Genomic DNA, 16,344 nt, shown 5'->3' on the forward strand with positions numbered 1-16,344 from the left:
AAAACTAAAACCACTAAAATCGCCCCAGAAACCACTTATCTCACTATATAACCACTGAGCTTATCCGTTACTGAATCTTGTCTTAAAAGATCTATGATGTAGCAGTGAAATTCCCTACATTTTTTATTTACGGACAAGAGAGAAAACAAAATGACTTGGTTTCTATTCTGCGTAGCGGCATTGATTGGCGGCTATTTTATTTACGGAACATTTATTGAAAAAATCTTTGGCATTAATGAAAAACGTCAAACACCCGCTTTTACAAAACAAGATGGTGTTGATTACGTACCAATGTCAAACAAACGTGTCTATCTTGTACAACTACTCAATATTGCAGGCGTGGGTCCTATCTTTGGCCCAATCATGGGTGCCCTTTATGGCCCAGCGGCAATGCTATGGATTGTCTTAGGTTGTATTTTTGCAGGTGCAGTACACGACTATTTCTCAGGAATGCTCTCTATCCGTAATGGTGGTGCATCTGTCCCAACAATTACTGGACGCTATCTTGGCAACGGTGCAAAACATTTTATGAACATTTTTGCTATCGTACTGTTGCTGCTTGTTGGTGTGGTCTTTGTTTCTGCCCCTGCAGGTATGATTACTAACCTGATCAATGAACAAACCAGCTTCAACGTTACCATGACCTCAATGGTGGTGGTGATCTTTGCTTATTACGTACTTGCGACCATCGTACCAATTGACACCATCATTGGTCGTTTCTATCCATTATTTGGCGCATTACTGATCTTCATGTCAGTTGGTCTTATCACCGCAATTGCTTTTTCTAGTGAACATACTTTACTTGGCAATTTTGAAGTAAGCCAAATGTTCTCTAATCTTAACCCAAATGACATGCCACTCTGGCCTGCTCTATTTATTACTATTGCTTGTGGTGCTATCTCAGGTTTCCATGCAACACAGTCACCACTTATGGCTCGCTGTCTTGAAAATGAAAAGAATGGCCGTTTTGTTTTTTATGGAGCGATGATTGGTGAAGGTATTATTGCTCTTATTTGGTGTGCAATTGCGCTCTCTTTCTTTGGTTCCCTTGAAGAGTTGTCAAATGCTGTCAGCAATGGCGGTCCTGGTAATGTCGTTTACAGTGCTTCATTTGGCTTATTGGGTGTATTTGGTGGTGTGATTGCGTTCTTAGGCGTAGTTATCTTACCGATAACCTCTGGTGATACTGCGTTCCGCTCAAGCCGTTTGATCTTAGCTGAATACTTTAATATGGAGCAGAAAACGCTTCGCAATCGCCTACTAATTGCCACCCCACTGTTTGTACTAGGTGGCATCTTAACTCAAGTAGACTTTGGTATTATCTGGCGCTACTTTGGCTTTGCTAACCAAGCAACTGCCGTAATGATGTTATGGACTGCATCGGCATATTTACTGCGTCATAATAAGCTGCATTGGATCACAACAGTTCCAGCGTTATTTATGACGACCGTATGTATTACTTTTATCTTAAATAATCATCAATTAGGCTTTGGTTTGCCGATGGGGATCTCAACTGGTCTTGGGGTTGCCGGTGCTATTGGTGCCATGTTTATGGTGATTAAACGAGCCAAAGCATCTGCAAATACTGATGATGCAAAAGAAGAACAAGAAAGTTTTGAGACCGTATAACCGCTCTAAACGTAAGTGAGTTATAAACTAAAAAACCAGCACATATGAACTGACCCCCAATAGTTGGACACCAATTATTGGGGGGCTTTTTATTTATTCGTTATCAATCTAACGATTAACTTGCAGGGACTACTCGCGTTGTTGAACCTTGTTGATAAATATCAACTCGTTCACCAACTCGGAAGATCACATTTGGATCAACTTGCTGAACAACAGCAATAGTACGGCCACTATCTAGTTTAATAACAATGTTTACGCCCTGACGAGTATCCGCTGCTTGTCCAGCTTTACTACCCACCATACTACCAACAACACCGCCACCAATTGCAGCAATATCAGAACCTGTACCACCACCAATTTCAGAACCCAATAGTGCACCAATTGCACCACCAGCTAATGTACCGATGGTATTACCTGCATCACCTTGAATGGTTACCGCATCCAATTTAGTAATAGTACCGGTTAAAACGGTTTGTACTTGACGAGCATCACCCACACTGTATGCATTACCATAAGGGTTTTGAGCACAACCAGTTAATCCCAACCCCAGTGTTGCAGCAACAAGTAGAGGTGCAATCATTTTGTTATTCAAAGTAGCCTCCAATGAGCAACTAATCAGTATAATGCTTAGAGTATAAATTCAACGCACTAAATTACAATGATTTTCTACACTGTTTTATATCTGTTCAGCATAGATTCACTTTTATTTAGCACAAAAAAAGCCCACCAAACGGTGGGCTTTTTCAATAAACGTCTTAATGACGCTATTACTTAGCAAGCTTCTCGCGAATACGCGCAGCTTTACCAGAACGGTCACGTAGGTAGTACAGCTTGGCACGACGTACTGCACCACGACGTTTAACAGTAATGCTGTTAACAACTGGAGAGTGAGTTTGGAATGCACGCTCAACGCCTTCACCGTTAGAGATCTTACGAACAGTGAATGCAGAATGTAGACCACGGTTACGCTTAGCGATTACAACGCCTTCGAACGCCTGTAGACGCTCACGGTCACCTTCTTTTACCTTAACCTGAACAACAACAGTGTCACCTGGTGCGAATGCAGGTAGGTCTTGTTTCATTTGCTCTTGCTCAAGAGCTTTGATGATATTACTCATTGGTTAATACCCTAGAATAAACTGATACTAAATAAATTAATTGCTTGCTTTATATTCGCGAATAAATTCTGCGAGCAAGAATTCCTGATCGTCAGTCAGAGCTAGGTTTTCCAGGAGCTCCGGTCTTCTTAACCAGGTCCGGCCTAGCGACTGCTTAAGTCGCCAACGACTAATGTCCTTATGATTTCCAGACAACAGTACTTGTGGCACTGTTTGACCGTCTAACACTTCAGGACGCGTGTAATGAGGACAATCTAACAAACCATTGGCAAAAGAATCTTCTTCTGCCGACGCAAAGTCACCCAGAACGCCCGGAACAAACCGGACAACTGCATCAACAAGCGTCATGGCTGGTAGTTCACCACCCGTTAGCACAAAATCTCCGATAGACCATTCTTCGTCTACCTCTTGTTGGATAATGCGCTCATCTACCCCTTCATAACGACCACAAATAAGAATCAGATTCTCATTTTGTGCTAGTTCCTCAACACCCGCTTGATCGAGCTTACGGCCCTGAGGAGAAAGATAAATCACTTTAGCCTTACCTTTTGCCGACTGTTTGGCTGTATGAATAGCATCGCGCAAAGGCTGTACCATCATTAACATGCCAGGTCCGCCACCATATGGTCGATCATCTACCGTACGATGTTTGTCGAGCGTGAAATCACGAGGATTCCATGTTTCGACAGTCAAAAGGCCTTTTTTTACTGCCTGACCTGTAACCCCAAAGTTAGTAATGGAGTCGAACATCTCAGGAAAAAGGCTGATAACACCAACCCACATTGTTCGCCTCACTTGATTACTGGAGGTTAAAATCCAGGATCCCAGTCAACTTCGATCCGCTGAGCAGTGCGATCAATCGACTTGATGACCTGCTCATCGAGGAACGGGATTAAGCGTTCCTTTTGCCCGAAAGCATCTTTCAGGTTAGCTTTCACAACTAGAACATCGTTAGAACCTGTTTCCAGGATCTCAGTAACTACACCAAGGTCGTAACCTTCAGTAGTCACTACAGACATTCCATACAGCTCACGCCAGTAGAACTCGTCATCTGACAGTGCTGGAAGTTGTTCGGCTTGTACGGCTACTTCAGCGTTAGTAAAAATCTGAGCGTCCTCACGAACATCCAAACCTTCTAACTTCACAACCATACCCTGACCATGACGTTTCCACGATTCAACGTTGAACGCCTGCCACTCACCTTTCACTTTGATAAGCCAAGGAGAGTAAGCAAAGATGTTTTCCGACTGTTCGGTGTAGGAAAAAACTTTGAGCCAACCTTTGATACCATAGGAGGCACCCAGTTTACCGACAACAATAATGTCTTGGTTATCTGTACTCATCGCTTTTCTCTATAACCCAAATCTAATTAAGCCGCTGCTTTAGCTGCGTCTTTGATTAGCTTAGCTACGCGGTCAGATACTGCTGCGCCTTGACCAACCCAGTGATTAACACGGTCTAGGTCTAGACGTAGAGCTTCTTCTTGACCCTTAGCTAGTGGGTTGAAGAAACCTAGTTTCTCGATGCTACGACCTTCGCGAGATACGCGAGCGTCAGCAACAACGATGTGATAGAATGGACGCTTTTTAGCGCCGTGACGTGCCAAACGAATGGTTACCATATCGTCCTCTTTGCATTACTGTAAATTAAATTGGCCCCGCCAAAATAACGGGGCCCGTGCCAAAATAAAGCCCCAGAATTTTACTCTTTAAACCGACGAATGCAACTGCTTTAGTTAATTTTTCGCCGATAAAATAAAATCTGAGCTTTAATATCTATATTTATTAAGGTATTAACGACCTGGGAACATACCGCCACCAGGCATCATGCCTTTCATCTGACGCATCATATTCTTAATTCCACCCTTTTGCATCTTTTTCATCATCTTCTGCATCTGAGTGAACTGCTTCAATAGGCGGTTAACATCTTGTACTTGAGTACCAGAACCGGCAGCAATACGCTTTTTACGTGAACCCTTAATCAGATCTGGGCGCTCACGTTCACCTGGTGTCATCGAGTTAATGATAGCTTCCATTTGGACAAAAATTTTATCATCAACTTTATCTTTTACATCACCAGGAAGTTGTGACATACCAGGTAGCTTATCAAGCATACCCATCATGCCACCCATTTTCTTCATCTGCTGCAGCTGAGAACGGAAGTCTTCAAGATCAAAACCTTTTTTCTCTTTAAACTTCTTAGCCAGCTTTTCTGCTTCATCTTTATCTACGTTACGTTCGATATCTTCAATTAATGAAAGAACATCGCCCATACCTAAGATACGAGAAGCAACACGGTCTGGATGGAAAGGTTCTAGGGCGTCGGTTTTCTCACCCACACCTAAGAATTTAATTGGCTTACCTGTGATATGACGAACAGATAGCGCCGCACCACCACGAGCATCACCATCAACTTTAGTCAGGATTACACCCGTTAAAGGTAGAGCATCGTTGAACGCTTTTGCCGTATTTGCCGCATCTTGACCTGTCATTGCATCGACAACAAACAGAGTCTCAACTGGGTTTAGTACCTGATGAACGTCTTTGATCTCATCCATCATTTCACTGTCAACATGCAGACGACCTGCTGTATCGACAATTAGAACGTCATAGAACTTCAGCTTAGCGTGAGCAACAGCCGCTTTTGCAATATCGACCGGCTTTTGATCTGGCGTTGAAGGGAAGAAATCCACTCCAAGATCAGTCGCTAACGTTTCAAGCTGCTTGATTGCCGCTGGACGATAAACGTCGGCAGAAACAACCAATACTTTCTTCTTGTTACGCTCTTTTAATACTTTACTTAACTTACCAACACTGGTGGTTTTACCTGCACCTTGAAGACCGGCCATTAAGATCACAGCTGGCGGCTGACTTGCAAGATTCAGCTCTTCATTTTGCTCACCCATAACCGCTTCAAGTTCGGCTTGAACAATTTTGATGAACTCTTGGCCAGGGGTTAAACTTTTAGATACTTCAGTACCAACAGCGCGCTCTTTAACGCGGTTAACGAACTCACGAACAACTGGAAGCGCAACATCGGCTTCGAGTAACGCCATGCGGACTTCGCGCAGTGTATCTTTGATGTTATCGTCTGTTAGGCGACCACGACCGCTGACATTTTTCAGCGTTCGCGATAGACGCTCGGTTAAATTTTCGAACATGTGCTACTCGCTTGTTACGCAACTAAATCTTTATATTGAATATGAATTATTGAAGACAGTATACCGCAATTTTGTGTCTTCTTTCATGTTATCCCGGATGTTATTGGCTTTACATTGGCGACACTGGTGTCTGCAAGGTATAATTGCCACTCCAGATCATCGAAAACTAGCTATGTTTGCTATGGAGTCTTCTCAGTAATTATGGATATCTTAATCGCTGTTGCAGCTATTGGCTGCTATATCGCTGCCCTCGCCTTTATTATTCCGGGGCTGAGCAACAGTAATGGCATCAAAACACGACCTGTGTTTATTTCGGCATTGCTAGCGATTGCCTTACATATCTTATTGCTAAAAGATCTCATATTAGGTGTTCACGGCCAAAACTTAAGTATTCTCAACGTCGCATCGTTAATCAGTGTGATCATTGCGATTATCACCACTTTTGCGATGTTAAAAATGAGAATATGGTTTGTCTTACCTGTGGTTTATAGCTTTGCCGCCATCAATCTTGCAGCGGCAACTCTGTTACCTGGTGTCTTTATTACCCATTTAGAGGCCAATCCGCAAGTATTGCTCCATATTTCTCTTGCGTTGTTCTCATATTCCACCCTAATGATTGCTACTTTATATGCAATTCAGCTGGCGTGGCTAGATAACAAACTAAAAAGTAAGAAAAGCCTACAACTCAATCCTAACATTCCCCCATTAATGATGGTGGAAAGGCAACTTTTCAAGCTTATTTTAGTCGGTAATGGCTTATTAACCGTAACTTTACTTACTGGCTTGCTGTTTTTACAGGATATGTTTGCCCAAGGAAAAACACATAAAGCCGTGCTCTCTATTCTGGCATGGCTGGTTTATAGTGTGCTGCTTTGGGGCCATTATCGCCAAGGGTGGCGTGGTCGTCGTGTGATTTGGATCAGCCTTGTAGGTGCATTTTTATTAACACTAGCCTACTTTGGCAGCCGATTTGTAAAAGAAATTATTATTGGTGGGTAATTTGCTCGCCATTTACAGCTTGTCATTTAAAGGAAACAATTTTTGGAAGATATATCGACTGGCGTCTTATTTGCGCTATTGATTTTAATGCTCGTTCTCTCAGCCTACTTCTCAGGTTCTGAGACAGGTATGATGGCGCTCAACCGCTACAAACTGCGCCACTTAGCCAACCAAGGACATAAAGGAGCACAGCGAGTAGAAAAACTATTAGCTCGCCCAGAACGCCTTATTGGCCTAATTTTAATTGGTAATAATCTGGTTAATATTCTTGCCTCTGCCATTGCAACCATTTTAGGTATGCGACTCTATGGTGATGCTGGAGTTGCTATTGCAACAGGTGCTTTAACCTTAGTGGTACTAGTATGCTCTGAAGTCACACCAAAAACCTTAGCCGCTCAATATCCAGAACGTATCTCTTATGCCAGTAGTATCTTGCTTAACGCATTAATGAAAATACTCTACCCTCTGGTATGGATTGTTAATGGCATTACAGCATCTTTTCTCTTCTTATTTGGCCTTCGTAACAAAAACGACGGTGGTAATCCACTTACTTCAGAAGAGTTACGAACAGTGGTTAACGAAGCAGGAAGTCTTATTCCGCGCCGTCACCAAGATATGCTGTTGTCCATTTTGGATTTAGAGAATGTCACCGTAGTTGATGTAATGATCCCTCGAAATGAAATCGCGGCGATTAACATCAATGATGACTGGAAATCCATTGCTCGCCAACTCAGTCACTCAGCTCACGGTCGTATCGTTTTATATCGCGATACCATTGATGAAGTCGTTGGTATGCTTCGAGTCCGTGAAGCTTATCGCATGATGCTAGATAAAAACGAATTCAGTAAAGAGAACCTGTTGCGCGCAGCCGATGAGGTGTATTTCATTCCCGAAGGTACTCCGCTTAATATCCAGTTGCTCAAGTTCCAACGCAATAAAGAACGCATTGGTCTTATTGTTGACGAATATGGTGATATTCAAGGGTTGATTACTTTAGAAGATATTCTTGAAGAGATTGTAGGAGAATTTACGACTTCTATTGCTCCAACGTTAGCCGAAGAGATTACTCCGCAAAGCGACGGTAGCTTATTGATAGAAGGCAGTGCCAATATTCGAGATCTGAACAAGAGCCTGAAATGGAAACTACCTACCGATGGTCCGCGAACACTAAATGGACTTATTCTAGAATACTTAGAGTACATCCCCGATAGTCCAATCAGTTTCCGTATCGGTAATAAAAAAATGGAAGTGGTTGAAGTCTCAGACAACATGATTAAGTTAGTTAAAGTGTTGCCGATGAACCGTAAAAACGACAAATAACAGGTTCGGTAATCATCACTATCAAACAGAACAATAAAGCCAGCGATAACCGCTGGCTTTATTTTTGGCACTCTCAATGAGTTTTATCTAGAGATCCCACGCAAGCTACACTTTTAGCTGAACTAACATCTCAGCGGGCAGAGCCAAATCATCATTTTGATTTACCCCCACACCAGCGGTAATAATACTTTGCGCAATAGCTTGTGCCTCTGCAAGTGAATGCATCGCATATGTACCACACTGATATTCATTAAGCTCTGGAATTTTATCTTGAGAGTCCACCAATAACACATCTTGCATAGCATCAAGCCAAGCCTGTGCCACAACAGTCTCTTGCGGTTCACCAATTAGGCTCATATAAAAACCCGTTCGACACCCCATCGGTGAAATATCAATAATTTCAACCGCATCTGAATTAAGGTGCTGACGCATAAACCCTGCAAATAAGTGCTCTAGAGTATGAATTCCGCGCTCAGATAAAATCTCATTATTTGGGCGACAAAAACGTAAATCAAACACAGTAATCGTATCGCCTTTTGGGGTCTGCATGGTTTTTGCCACGCGAACGGCGGGAGCCTGCATTTTAGTATGATCTACAGTAAAACTGTCTAATAGTGGCATAACATCTCCTTGTTATTTCAATAGCCTATCACTGGTAATTAAAAGGGCCACCAGCTGCGTTTAGATTCCAATTCCTGACGACACTGCTTCAATTGCCAGCCGTACTCTTTTGAGTAGCGATCAACTTTACGAGCCACTTGCATCAAATTCGGTTTACGGCGATATGTACCACGCTGATATCCACCTCTCCCCTCGTGATAGGCTAAATACTGGCGATAAGCATCCCATTTTGAAATACCCAATTGACGTTGAGTTTCATAAGTATACCAACCCACAAATTGCAATGAATCGTAAAAGTCGGTTCGTGAGCCACCATTATTGGTCGCGCGTTGGAAATCTTCCCAAGCGGGGTCTTGAGCCTGAGCATAACCGTATGCGCTACTCACACGTCCCCATGGAATAAAGCCTAAAACATAATCTTTAGGGGGGCGGGCATCATGACGAAAGCTACTTTCTTGTTTAATAATAGCCATTGCGACATGAATTGGCGTTCCCCATTTCTTTTCCATCTTAACGGCATCTTTGTACCAATCAGGATTTTCTCGGAAGATGCTGCAAATATTGGACTGATTCTTAGGTGGCGGAGTGGCGCAACCTGTTAATGCTAAAGCTAGTGCGATAAATACAATCAAGCGCGGTGGTGAAATCATCTTCTCTCTTGCTCATCTGGTCATCAGGGCAAAACCGTGTCCCTACATACGAAAAAAGGTGATCCTAAGATCACCTTATCTACTCTAACATGACCTTCCGTAATAAGATCAAGCAATCATCAATTATTTGATATCAGCAAAGTACGCCGCTAAATAATCATCAAAAGAGACCGTATCATTGGCTTCAATTTGCTGCTGTTTTGCAATTGATTCCTTCGCTTCAGTTTCAAACTGGGCTTCGTTATAGAATTGATACTGACGATGAGCCATAAATTCAGCATGCTGTTTTGCTAACTCATCACCCACTTTACCAATCCCATCAAACTGCTTAATTTGCTCTAGCAGTTGGGCCGATAGCGTACGTTCAGGGTGTTCAATCCAACCAAGTAAACGCTCACAAGTCTCTTGATAAGCCGTGGTACCATTAGCTTCATCTAACATTTTCGCAACTTGGGCAAAGTCAGTAAAGACACGAGAGCCCCACTCTTTAAGCGTCAATTGCTCACCATGACAACCAATAGTCAGAACTAAATCTGGGTTACGACCATCTAAGATCACTTTGCTCCAGTTTTCACGCCAGCAGCCAAGCTCACAATCGGTCATATCACTCGATGGCGACAGCACCGCCCAAGTTAAGAACATATCTAAGAAACGAATTTGATCTTCAACCACACCGATTGGGCTAAATGGGTTAACATCAAGTGAGCGAACTTCAATATATTCAACACCTGCACGTTTCAATGCCTCTGATGGTTTTTCACCACTATTAGCCACACGTTTAGGACGAATTGGAGCATAAAGCTCATTTTCGATCTGTAAAACATTGCTATTAAGCTGACGGTATTCATCCCCCACCTTAACACCAATATCAGCAAATTCTGCTGACGGCGTACGAATGGCTTTATTTAATCCATCAAGATACTGCTCTAAGCTATTAAAACCAATTTTAAGGCCACTTTGGGCATTATTGGTATAGCCTAAATCACTCAAGCGTAGTGCCGTTGCTTTCTCTAAATAATAGGTACCTTGGCCAATTTTGCTGAACTTATCTTTAATTGGCTTCCCTTGTAAGAAAGAACCACATAGAGCAGGTGAAGATCCAAATAGATATGGGATCAACCAGCCAAAACGGTAGTAATTTCGGATCAAACCAAAGTAAGCCACCGAACGAGATTCTTGACGCTCTTGTTCGTTTTGCGGGCCAAACAATTGATCCCAAAACTCATCAGGGAATGAAAAGTTAAAATGCACGCCAGAGATGATTTGCATCACGCTACCATAACGACGCTTCAAACCTTCGCGATATAAGGTTTTCATCCGGCCCACATTCGATGAACCATATTGCGCTAAAGTAATATCGTCCTGGTCACCGACAAAACAAGGCATCGACATCGGCCATAGACGCTCGCCATTCATCTTGCTGTAGGTAAACTGGTGGATATCACTAAGTTGCGCAAGAAGATCATCAACAGAGCGCGAAACTGGGGTAATAAACTCTAATAGGGATTCCGCAAAATCTGTCGTAATCCACTTATTTGTTAGTGCAGAACCGAGCTGTACGGGATGAGGCTGATCCGACAATTGGTGATCTGTGGTAATACGCAGAGCTTCGCGTTCCAGACCACGACCAAACTTTTTCAGAGCATCTTTATTGGCTGAAACTTGCTGCAACCTTTGTGAAAAATCCATCAAGGTCATTCTCGTCATTATCAAAATTAGAAAATAGAGTAATCATAATTGATTCTGATTACCATGTTTTATTATTGCATCAAATCGATAAACACTTTTACGAGACAGAAAAAACCGACGCTGTGATACGTCGGCTTTAATCTATAAACACTCGTTATTGTTGTGGCTTAATCACATGGATCGGTAAGCCTAACGTTGCAAATTGTGGCTTTAATTTTGCCACATCACCTACCACAATAACCTGATAATCTTGTGGGTTAAACCACTTCTTAGCAAGCTTATCTAATTCTGACTTAGAAATTGTCGCTGCAATCTTATTTCGCTGCTCAACAAAATCTTTTGGCAAAGAGTAGGTTAACATTTGTCCCAATAACTGAGCTTTTTTCGCTGGCGTCTCATATTTCAATGCATCTTGTTGACCGACGGCAAGGCGCATAAATTTCATTTCTTTATCAGTTAATCCACCTTGGCTCATTTTTTTCAGTTCCGCGAGAAATTCTTTGGTTGCAGCCAAACTTGCATCAGCACGTACCTGAGCATAGAAAGTAGCTAAACCAAGCTCTTTTCCTCCCGTTAAGTAGCCTCCAGCACCATAGGTATAGCCTTTATCTTCACGCAAATTTAAGTTAATGCGACTGTTAAAGTTACCCGCCAGATTAAAGTTAGCTAATTGGGTTTTGTAGAGCTCACCAGTTGCATCATAAGGTAGACCTTGACGAACTAGGCGAATGATAGTTTGTGGTGCTCCTGGCTTATCAACCATCCAAATTGCCGGCTTCTCTATACTTGGTAATTTTGGTGTGTGATACGTCGGAGCCGCTTGTCCTTTCCACTGACCCAGAGATGCAAGATCTTGCTGTAGTGTCTGTGGTTTAATATCACCAACAACAACCATATCAGCCCCATTAGGCGTGTAATAGCGCTGATAGAAATCTTTCACATCCGCTAATGTAATACTCTCAATTGATGCCTTGGTACCTTCTGGTGCCTGACTAAATACGGTACCTTTAAACATCACATCGCGAGTAGCTTGTCCTGCTAACCACTCAGGACGTTGATGTTCATACACAAGACCTTCTAACGCCAATTTCTTTAAACGATCAAAATCGGCTTGAGCAAATGCCGGATGGAACAATCGCTGCTCTAGTATTGCTAACGTTGGCTTAAGGTTTTTCGCAAGAGAAGATAAGGTGATGGTTGTGCCATATAGACCAGCATCAAAACTCACACTAGAACCCAATTTATCCAATTCTGAAGCAATGTGTTCAGCAGAAGCTTTTGTGGTTGCTTCATTCATCATCGCAGCAGTTAACTGAGCTAGACCTGCTTTACCTTCAGCTTCATATCGACGACCAGCAGGAACCACAAGTTGAAGCTCAACAGTAGGCGTTTCATCATACTGAGTACCAAGGATCTTAATGCCATTTGCCAACGTTACGTCATACAAGCTTGGCATCATTGCTTCAACGGGCTTTGATGGCTGAGGCATAATACTACGATCAAAATTATCTTTTGCTGTGCGAAGCGTCAGTTGATCATCGTTAATCTTTTGATGTTCAGGGATCTTTCGCGGCTCGGGAGTAAAGTTCGTTTTTGCAGCAACCAAATCTAACTTACCTTGAGGCACCACACTTAAAGTGACATTGGGATGCTGATAAATATATTGGTTGTATGCCGCTTCAATACTACTTGGTGAGACTTTGCGAATATTATCAAGCTCAACCCCAAGATGATTTGGATCGCCATAAAATGTTTGATAAGCCGCTAACTGGGCAACCTTACCACTGACACTCTGTAAGCCAAAAATGGCACTCGATTCTGCCACACCTTTAATTTCATCAACGGCCTGTTGTTTCACACCCTGCTTTTCCAGACTGTTCACTATCTCCATCACTTTGCCACGAATCGACTTTAAGTTGCCTTTTTCACCGCTAGGACCAATTGCGTAGACATACATGGTACATGCAAGCTCTGCACAATCATTAAAGGCACCTGCATCAACCACTTGCCCAGTCTTAACCAGTTTTTGATACAACAAGCTATTGGTGCCATCACCAATAATTTGAGCCAGCATATCTAATGAAGCTTCATCTTTTGCACCACGATAAGAGGTTGGCCACCCCATCATCAACATTGGCTGCTGAACTTTATCTTCTAGAGTGATATAGCGATCAGCCTTAAGTGTTACTGGCTGTTTTGGTGCATTATTAACTTCTGGACCTCGCGGAATAGAACCAAAATATTTCTCTACCCAGTCTAAGGTTTGCGCGATATCTATATCACCACCAATAGTAAGCGTGGCATTATTAGGGCCATACCAGCGGAGGAAGAAAGCTTTAAGATCATTAACATCAACACGATCTAGATCGGCAACATATCCGATTGTCTGCCATGAGTATGGATGGTCACGAGGAAATAGCGCTTCTCCCATACGCTCATACACTAAGCCATAAGGTCGGTTTTCATAGCGCTCTGCTCGTTCATTTTTGACCGTTGAACGCTGGATCTCAAATTTTTTCTGGGACACGGCATCAAGCAAAAAGCCCATTCGATCCGATTCAAGCCACAGTACTTTTTCTAATTGATTGGCAGGTACGGTTTCGTAATAGTTCGTTCGATCTCGGTTAGTTGAGCCATTTAAAGTACCGCCTGCTTCTGTAATTAAACGAAAATGCTCTTGGTCACCAACGTGTTTTGAACCTTGAAACATCATGTGCTCAAAGAAATGTGCAAAACCTGATTTCCCGACTTCTTCTCGTGCCGAGCCTACATGGTAGGTCATATCGACATGAACTAAAGGATCTGACTTGTCTTGATGCAGAATAACGGTTAAACCATTGCTTAATTCATATTTGCGAAAAGGAATAACCGCTTTTCCAGGCTCTGGCTTAACTTGTTCAATAAAAGAGACACCTTTCGGCAAGGGAACATCGCTCTGTTTTGCAGCCCATGTTGTATTAGTTACAGACAATAGAGCAAGGGGGAGAATCCACTTTTGCACAAATACATTCCTTTAGTGAGAAAACGTTGGGAAAAGACCTAACACGATCACAGCCAACACGCTATAACGCGCAGCCTTACCAACCACAATAATAACAAAGCTCAGCCACGGGCGAAGTCGAAGCCAACCGGCAGCTAAACACAAAGGATCGCCGATGATGGGCAACCAGCTAAAAAAGAGACTCCAGTAGCCATATTTTTTCACCCATCTAATAGCTTTATGACCATGTTTTTCTTGAGAAGTTTTATCAGGTATTAGACGACCTAACCAATAGTTAGTCATGCCGCCTAAACTATTACCTAACGTAGCAACCAGCACCAACAGCCAAGGTGCATTGTCACCTAAGTTTAAACTGGCAATCAGATTGGCTTCAGAACCACCAGGGAGCAGTGTGGCACTTAAAAAACCAGTTGAAAATAATACCCATAAACCCGATTGCCCATTAACTAAATCTAGCATTTATTTATCTTTTTCTACCATTAACTCAAGGTTGCAAGAACCAATTTTCCTCGCGTACGTCCCGACTCAATGTGCTGATGAGCTTGAGCGACAGAAGAAAAATCAAACTGTTGATCGATATGAACTCGAAGTTTCTTCTCTGCAATAAGCTGTAATAACATATCTTGCTGAATCTTACTTGGCTGCACCACCATACCTTGAGCATAAAAACCAAGATCTTGAGCTTGAGCAATGATCTCAGCCTGAGTCACAGTTGGTACCGTAATGATACGGCCAGACGGCTTCAGTGCAGCTAATGCCGCAAGTCCTGTTTTCCCGCCAACCAAATCAATAATGACATCTACTGGTTCAAGTGAAACAAAATCCACTTTGTCATAATCAATTGCTTTTGCACCTAAAGAAGCAATAAAGGCTTGGTTAGTTGAGGAGCCAGTTGCTAATACCTGACACGGCAATACCTTAAGAAGTTGTAATGCTAAATGGCCAACCCCACCGGACCCCGCTAGCACTAAAACACGTTCTTGCGGTTGAATATCTGCAAGCTCGATAGCCTGCATTGCAGTAAGTCCGGCTAATGGAACGGCTGCGGCCTGGCGTAAATCAACCTGTTCCGGTAATACCGACAACGCTTGCCAATCCACTACACAATATTGGGAATAGCCGCCACCTTGTAGCGGAAAACCTATTAACCCCGCAACTCGTTGGCCCGTTTTAAGAGCTGAAATCGTTGAACCTACAGATACCACTTTACCCGCGATGTCATAGCCTAAGCCCCACGGTAAAGCATTTTGAATTTGCTGAGCGACAAAGTTACTGCCTTGACGAATTTTGGCATCAATAGGATTTACTGCGCAGTAATCCACTTTGACTAATACTTGATGAGGCTCTAATACAGTTGGAAGCTCTGTTAACTGGCACTGAAGCACATCAACGCCACCAAATTGTGAAATTACGACCTGCTGATATGTACTCATCGCGTCACCTCTTATTTGATATAAAAAAACGGGTCACTTCACGCAACCCGTTTTCTTTTAATAGCAATATGTTAGGTTGCTATCCTCACCATACATCAGCTTCCGACTCGAGCCAACAAAATACCCGCAGCAAATAAGCCCTAGCCCTTCAAGATTATTGTTACAAAACTTATCAACTGATTTTGTATCACTCTGAGTAATAGTAAAAACGTGAGTAAACACCGCACCAAAAAACAGCAAGATATATTGATAACTATTTAATTTTAAATAGAAAAAAGAATTAGAGTAAAAAAAGAAAGTAATAGATATAGATAAAGCAGAGGGTGTAATATCAAATAACAGGCAGAAACAACAGATAGAAAAAAAGCCCAGCAATAAGCTGAGCTTTTAAATAATGGCGCGCTCGGGAGGATTCGAACCTCCGACCGCCTGGTTCGTAGCCAGGTACTCTATCCAGCTGAGCTACGAGCGCGCAGGGTTGTTTGATAATTTTATCTTCATCAAACTTGAAGAATGGCGCGTCCGGGAGGATTCGAACCTCCGACCGCCTGGTTCGTAGCCAGGTACTCTATCCAGCTGAGCTACGGACGCGCAGGCTAATATCAATCGGTTAGATCAATACTATTTAAATTATGGCGCGCTCGGGAGGATTCGAACCTCCGACCGCCTGGTTCGTAGCCAGGTACTCTATCCAGCTGAGCTACGAGCGCGCAGGGTTGTTTGA

General features: G+C 42.7%; 15 protein-coding genes and 3 tRNA genes. 3 read left to right on the forward strand and 15 right to left on the reverse strand.

The window, feature by feature from the left end:
- Positions 1–150: 150 nt before the first annotated feature.
- Positions 151–1,629: a carbon starvation CstA family protein gene (locus CTN07_RS19545; protein WP_005297851.1), complete on the forward strand. Its 1,479-nt coding sequence runs from the start codon at positions 151–153 to the stop codon at positions 1,627–1,629.
- Positions 1,630–1,744: 115 nt separating this feature from the next.
- On the opposite strand, the gene CTN07_RS19550 is transcribed toward CTN07_RS19545, so the two are convergent.
- The 6 genes from CTN07_RS19550 to ffh form a co-directional block, all read right to left on the reverse strand.
- The gene (locus tag CTN07_RS19550; protein ID WP_036763277.1) at positions 1,745–2,209 is read right to left on the reverse strand and encodes an outer membrane lipoprotein; all 465 of its coding nucleotides are present in this window, start codon (positions 2,207–2,209) and stop codon (positions 1,745–1,747) included.
- Between the two features lie 187 nt (positions 2,210–2,396).
- On the reverse strand, positions 2,397–2,747 hold the full coding sequence (rplS, locus tag CTN07_RS19555; protein ID WP_005297849.1) for a 50S ribosomal protein L19: 351 nt from the start codon (positions 2,745–2,747) through the stop codon (positions 2,397–2,399).
- Positions 2,748–2,783: 36 nt separating this feature from the next.
- Positions 2,784–3,530: a tRNA (guanosine(37)-N1)-methyltransferase TrmD gene (gene trmD / locus CTN07_RS19560; RefSeq protein WP_005297848.1), complete on the reverse strand. Its 747-nt coding sequence runs from the start codon at positions 3,528–3,530 to the stop codon at positions 2,784–2,786.
- A 26-nt stretch (positions 3,531–3,556) separates the two neighbouring features.
- Positions 3,557–4,090, reverse strand: a complete 534-nt coding sequence (gene rimM / locus CTN07_RS19565) for a ribosome maturation factor RimM (RefSeq protein ID WP_036763274.1) — start codon at positions 4,088–4,090, stop codon at positions 3,557–3,559.
- 26 nt (positions 4,091–4,116) lie between these two features.
- On the reverse strand, positions 4,117–4,368 hold the full coding sequence (gene rpsP / locus CTN07_RS19570) for a 30S ribosomal protein S16 (RefSeq protein ID WP_005297846.1): 252 nt from the start codon (positions 4,366–4,368) through the stop codon (positions 4,117–4,119).
- A gap of 171 nt (positions 4,369–4,539) precedes the next feature.
- Positions 4,540–5,907, reverse strand: coding sequence for a signal recognition particle protein (gene ffh / locus CTN07_RS19575; RefSeq protein ID WP_005297844.1), 1,368 nt, complete (start codon positions 5,905–5,907; stop codon positions 4,540–4,542).
- A 201-nt stretch (positions 5,908–6,108) separates the two neighbouring features.
- Here ffh and CTN07_RS19580 point away from each other — a divergent pair, with 201 nt between their 5' ends.
- Both CTN07_RS19580 and CTN07_RS19585 read left to right on the forward strand, forming a co-directional pair.
- Positions 6,109–6,906, forward strand: coding sequence for a cytochrome C assembly family protein (locus CTN07_RS19580; RefSeq protein ID WP_036763271.1), 798 nt, complete (start codon positions 6,109–6,111; stop codon positions 6,904–6,906).
- A gap of 42 nt (positions 6,907–6,948) precedes the next feature.
- Complete coding sequence (locus tag CTN07_RS19585; RefSeq protein WP_005297841.1) at positions 6,949–8,226, forward strand: HlyC/CorC family transporter; 1,278 nt, start codon at positions 6,949–6,951, stop codon at positions 8,224–8,226.
- Between the two features lie 105 nt (positions 8,227–8,331).
- Here CTN07_RS19585 and luxS read toward each other — a convergent pair whose 3' ends face one another.
- The 9 genes from luxS to CTN07_RS19630 form a co-directional block, all read right to left on the reverse strand.
- Positions 8,332–8,847, reverse strand: a complete 516-nt coding sequence (gene luxS, locus CTN07_RS19590) for an S-ribosylhomocysteine lyase (RefSeq protein WP_036763268.1) — start codon at positions 8,845–8,847, stop codon at positions 8,332–8,334.
- A gap of 38 nt (positions 8,848–8,885) precedes the next feature.
- Positions 8,886–9,497 (reverse strand): transglycosylase SLT domain-containing protein, encoded by a 612-nt coding sequence (locus CTN07_RS19595; protein WP_005297838.1) that lies wholly within the window; start codon positions 9,495–9,497, stop codon positions 8,886–8,888.
- A 123-nt stretch (positions 9,498–9,620) separates the two neighbouring features.
- Positions 9,621–11,186, reverse strand: a complete 1,566-nt coding sequence (gene gshA, locus CTN07_RS19600) for a glutamate--cysteine ligase (RefSeq protein ID WP_005297837.1) — start codon at positions 11,184–11,186, stop codon at positions 9,621–9,623.
- A 154-nt stretch (positions 11,187–11,340) separates the two neighbouring features.
- On the reverse strand, positions 11,341–14,187 hold the full coding sequence (locus CTN07_RS19605; RefSeq protein WP_005297836.1) for a M16 family metallopeptidase: 2,847 nt from the start codon (positions 14,185–14,187) through the stop codon (positions 11,341–11,343).
- Positions 14,188–14,199: 12 nt separating this feature from the next.
- Positions 14,200–14,646, reverse strand: coding sequence for a YqaA family protein (locus CTN07_RS19610; RefSeq protein ID WP_036763265.1), 447 nt, complete (start codon positions 14,644–14,646; stop codon positions 14,200–14,202).
- A 20-nt stretch (positions 14,647–14,666) separates the two neighbouring features.
- Positions 14,667–15,620 carry an NADP-dependent oxidoreductase gene (locus CTN07_RS19615; RefSeq protein ID WP_005297835.1) on the reverse strand — a complete coding sequence of 318 codons (954 nt, stop codon included), beginning with the start codon at positions 15,618–15,620 and terminating at the stop codon, positions 14,667–14,669.
- Between the two features lie 395 nt (positions 15,621–16,015).
- A tRNA-Arg gene (locus CTN07_RS19620) sits at positions 16,016–16,092 on the reverse strand.
- 42 nt (positions 16,093–16,134) lie between these two features.
- Positions 16,135–16,211, reverse strand: a tRNA-Arg gene (locus tag CTN07_RS19625).
- Positions 16,212–16,253: 42 nt separating this feature from the next.
- Positions 16,254–16,330, reverse strand: a tRNA-Arg gene (locus CTN07_RS19630).
- Positions 16,331–16,344 lie beyond the last annotated feature (14 nt).

Source organism: Photobacterium damselae (genome assembly GCF_003026815.1).
GTDB lineage: Bacteria > Pseudomonadota > Gammaproteobacteria > Enterobacterales > Vibrionaceae > Photobacterium > Photobacterium damselae.

Excerpts from the sequence above, each read along its gene's own strand:
- CTN07_RS19550 (WP_036763277.1), bottom strand. The coding sequence starts at position 2,209 with ATGATTGCACCTCTACTTGTTGCTGCAACACTGGGGTTGGGATTAACT.
- ffh (WP_005297844.1), bottom strand. The coding sequence starts at position 5,907 with ATGTTCGAAAATTTAACCGAGCGTCTATCGCGAACGCTGAAAAATGTC.
- CTN07_RS19595 (WP_005297838.1), bottom strand. The coding sequence starts at position 9,497 with ATGATTTCACCACCGCGCTTGATTGTATTTATCGCACTAGCTTTAGCA.
- rpsP (WP_005297846.1), bottom strand. The coding sequence starts at position 4,368 with ATGGTAACCATTCGTTTGGCACGTCACGGCGCTAAAAAGCGTCCATTC.
- rimM (WP_036763274.1), bottom strand. The coding sequence starts at position 4,090 with ATGAGTACAGATAACCAAGACATTATTGTTGTCGGTAAACTGGGTGCC.
- trmD (WP_005297848.1), bottom strand. The coding sequence starts at position 3,530 with ATGTGGGTTGGTGTTATCAGCCTTTTTCCTGAGATGTTCGACTCCATT.
- CTN07_RS19545 (WP_005297851.1), top strand. The coding sequence starts at position 151 with ATGACTTGGTTTCTATTCTGCGTAGCGGCATTGATTGGCGGCTATTTT.
- rplS (WP_005297849.1), bottom strand. The coding sequence starts at position 2,747 with ATGAGTAATATCATCAAAGCTCTTGAGCAAGAGCAAATGAAACAAGAC.
- CTN07_RS19610 (WP_036763265.1), bottom strand. The coding sequence starts at position 14,646 with ATGCTAGATTTAGTTAATGGGCAATCGGGTTTATGGGTATTATTTTCA.
- gshA (WP_005297837.1), bottom strand. The coding sequence starts at position 11,186 with ATGGATTTTTCACAAAGGTTGCAGCAAGTTTCAGCCAATAAAGATGCT.
- luxS (WP_036763268.1), bottom strand. The coding sequence starts at position 8,847 with ATGCCACTATTAGACAGTTTTACTGTAGATCATACTAAAATGCAGGCT.
- CTN07_RS19615 (WP_005297835.1), bottom strand. The coding sequence starts at position 15,620 with ATGAGTACATATCAGCAGGTCGTAATTTCACAATTTGGTGGCGTTGAT.
- CTN07_RS19580 (WP_036763271.1), top strand. The coding sequence starts at position 6,109 with ATGGATATCTTAATCGCTGTTGCAGCTATTGGCTGCTATATCGCTGCC.